General features: G+C 63.5%; 2 protein-coding genes and 2 pseudogenes. All 4 read right to left on the reverse strand.

From position 1 onward, the window contains the following. Window positions 1-458 (reverse strand): annotated as a pseudogene (locus tag EOA28_RS33810) (GGDEF domain-containing protein); the annotation flags it as partial. A gap of 108 nt (window positions 459-566) precedes the next feature. Then, window positions 567-809 carry a hypothetical protein gene (locus EOA28_RS33815; protein ID WP_127386380.1) on the reverse strand — a complete coding sequence of 81 codons (243 nt, stop codon included), beginning with the start codon at window positions 807-809 and terminating at the stop codon, window positions 567-569. A gap of 238 nt (window positions 810-1,047) precedes the next feature. Continuing rightward, the gene (locus EOA28_RS33820) at window positions 1,048-1,854 is read right to left on the reverse strand and encodes a DUF72 domain-containing protein (protein ID WP_128315747.1); all 807 of its coding nucleotides are present in this window, start codon (window positions 1,852-1,854) and stop codon (window positions 1,048-1,050) included. A 26-nt stretch (window positions 1,855-1,880) separates the two neighbouring features. Next, window positions 1,881-2,057, reverse strand: a pseudogene (locus EOA28_RS40660) (GNAT family N-acetyltransferase); the annotation flags it as partial.

Below are 2,057 nucleotides of genomic sequence, written 5' to 3' on the forward strand. Positions count from 1 at the left end.
GACACGCCGATGAGAGGGACGGGCGCCTCCGCGCGGCCCCGCCAATATTCATACGCCGTGCCGAACAGGAGCAGCGCGGCCAGGGCATTCTCCAGCATGAAGCCCAGGCCGTCATAGCCGAGCGCCATGGGAGGCAGCGCCAGGGCACAGGAAATGCCGACGCCGAGCGCGATCAGCGGCAAGGGCGAGCGCCTGGTCCTGAACTGATGGGCAGCACCGAGCATGACCGAGAAGCCCAGCAGCAGCACCGCCAGCGTCAGCACGCCAAGGGCCGTTCCTGGCGCCTTAATATAGGCGTCGTAGGCAAAGACTTCGCACACCACGACCAGAACGCTGACTGCCCATGTCAAAAGGAACTTGTCGGAACGGGCGGCCATCCAGGTTCCGAACAGGGTGAGGCTGAGGCAAGCGGCGGAGAAGCCGACGGCCAGAAGCAGTGAGTTGTAGTCGAGCAGCATGCGCGTCCTTGCCGGCGCCAGGCTTCTGCAACCTGACGTAGGTCCATTAATGGAGCAAGGAAGTATCGATTACGTTACGATCGCCGCGAAGATGCGAGGATTCCTGCGCTACAGGATCATTACCGACAATAGCAGGACAAAGCCGATCGCCATCATCGCCAGACCCGGCCAATTCTGCGACAGGCCGAGGAAACCGAGCCCACGGCGCCGCGGCTCCAATGTCGGGCCCGATGTTGCCAGGTTCGGCGCCGGACGGGGTGCTGGATCACTTAGTCGTCCGCGCCTCAGAGTGGCGCCCGCCATGTACACGACGCCTGCAACGGTAAGCAAGGCACCGACGATGACGATCATCTTTCCTCGCTCCTTTCCGACGCTGCGGGACTTCGCAAGCGATTCGCGAGATGGCTGCGTCCCGTTCCGACCTTCGGCAGCTGTTGCGACTTCGCAGCGGTCTCCTGCGGTCGGCGGCTGAGACAGAACGGTCAAGGCGGCCGGCAGGTTCCGACAAGCCACCGGCCGACCAGCGTCGCATGGCGCGCCGAACAAAACTCTGGCGTTTGATTTATGGCCGCTGTGGAGGTCCGCAGCTCTAGGCTGTCACCCGCTTCATCAGCGCCATGGCGCCGAAGGGCGCGCGCACTTTGCCTTCGCTGATGAAGTAGGCGAACACGTCGCGCGGCTTGACCGGCGCATCGGTCTTCGGGTCGGCGCGCGGCAGGTCGGCGGGTTGCTTACCTTCGGCCCAGGTCTTCACACGTCCCGCCCATTCGTCGAGGCCTTTCGGCGTGTAGCAGTCGGGGTTGTCGTCGCTGCCGGTCTGCAATCGCGCATAGACGAAGTCGCCGGCGACGTCGGCGATCGCCGGACATTTGGCGTGGTCGGCATAGACGATCGCGGCGTTGTATTCGCGTGCCAATGCGGGGAACTCCGGCACGATGAAGCTGTCGTGGCGCACTTCGAGCGCATGGCGCAAAGGCACGCCGTCCTGCTTCTCGGGCAGAAGCTTCAGGAACGCTTCGAAATCGTCGGCATCGAATTTCTTGGTCGGCGCGAACTGCCACAGAATTGGGCCGAGCTTGTCGCCGAGCGCGGTAACGCCGGAGCCGAGGAAGCGCATCATCGATTCGCCGGCCTCGCCGAGCACGCGGCGGTTGGTGACGAAGCGGTTGCCCTTGAGCGAGAAGACGAAACCGTCCGGCGCGTCGTTGGCCCATTTGACGAAGGTCGGTTCCTTGAAGCTGGAATAATAGGTGCCGTTGACCTCGATGGTCGGCACCTGGCGGCTGGCGTAGTGCAGTTGCTTGGCCTTGGCGAGCTTCTCCGGATAGAAGGAGGTGTCCCAGGGCTCGAAGGTCCAGCCGCCCATGCCGGCGCGGATCTTTCCTTGGGCAGTCATCGTCTTTCTCCTCCATTCGAATTTGATCAGGCCGCCTGGTCGACAGGCTTCGCCATGTCGACCAGCGTCCATCCTGGCCGGTACGGATTGGCGCGGCGACCCGTTTCACGATAGCCGTACGCCGCATAGAGCGCGATGTTCCGCGCCATGCGCGAATTGGTGTAGAGCCGCACTTCCGGCACTCCCCATGACCGAGCCTGCTT

The organism is Mesorhizobium sp. M2A.F.Ca.ET.067.02.1.1 (assembly GCF_004023285.1).
Lineage (GTDB): Bacteria > Pseudomonadota > Alphaproteobacteria > Rhizobiales > Rhizobiaceae > Mesorhizobium.